Below are 756 nucleotides of genomic sequence, written 5' to 3' on the forward strand. Positions count from 1 at the left end.
ATGTGCCAGGGCCCCACGTCCACCCAGTTGCACTGGGACAAGCCGAGGGCGCCCTCGCGAGAGGGGCCCTGTGCGGATGTACCTGACGCGGACTCAGCGTCCGTCCTCGAGGCCATGGGAGAGGCTTGCCTCGTCGGACGGGACGACGGGGAGTTTGGCGGCACGCTGGAAGTGCACGAGGCCGGGCGGGTGACGGTGCTGGAGGAGCCGCGTGCGAACCCCCTGCAGGCCGTGCGTGTGCACGGCACCCTCGTGGTGGTGGAGGGCCTCGCACACCTGTTTGGCGGAGACGGGCGTCTGGTGCGTGTCGAAGCGTCCGAGGGGCGGTGGCGCGCCACGCCTTGGGTGGAACTCCCCGGTGCGCCGCTGGCACACGCGCTGGATGAAGCGGGGAACCTCGTGGTGGGGACGACGAATCAGCGACTCGATGAAGTCTTCTGCGGCCGGGCTGGCGCCTTCGCACCTGCCCACGTGCTGCGCGTCACGATGGACGGGCGCCTGGCCCCCGTCGAACCGAAGGGCCAGCCCTGACGCCACGGCGCGGGAAAGGGTGCCCCTCCTGGGGCAGGAGGGGGGCCTGGCGCTGGTGGGTGCGCTTCAGGTGCGCCGCGTCCGCGAGCGGAACTCGTTGGCCCAGCGCTGGGCGGTAGCCTTGGCGCGCTCGCGCTCCGAAGCGAGGGGATTCGCTTCCGGCTTCCCGGCCGGCGTTGGCGCCCCAGGTCCGGAGGCGCCGTCCGCGCCCGTCGCCCCCTTCTT

At 72.5% G+C, this 756-nt stretch carries 1 pseudogene; it reads left to right on the forward strand.

Annotated features, from left to right (window positions below):
- Window positions 1–531: pseudogene (locus FJV41_RS49435) on the forward strand (HEAT repeat domain-containing protein); the annotation flags it as partial.
- Window positions 532–756: the final 225 nt, after the last annotated feature.

The sequence above is a fragment of the Myxococcus llanfairpwllgwyngyllgogerychwyrndrobwllllantysiliogogogochensis genome, from assembly GCF_006636215.1.
Lineage (GTDB): Bacteria > Myxococcota > Myxococcia > Myxococcales > Myxococcaceae > Myxococcus > Myxococcus llanfairpwllgwyngyllgogerychwyrndrobwllllantysiliogogogochensis.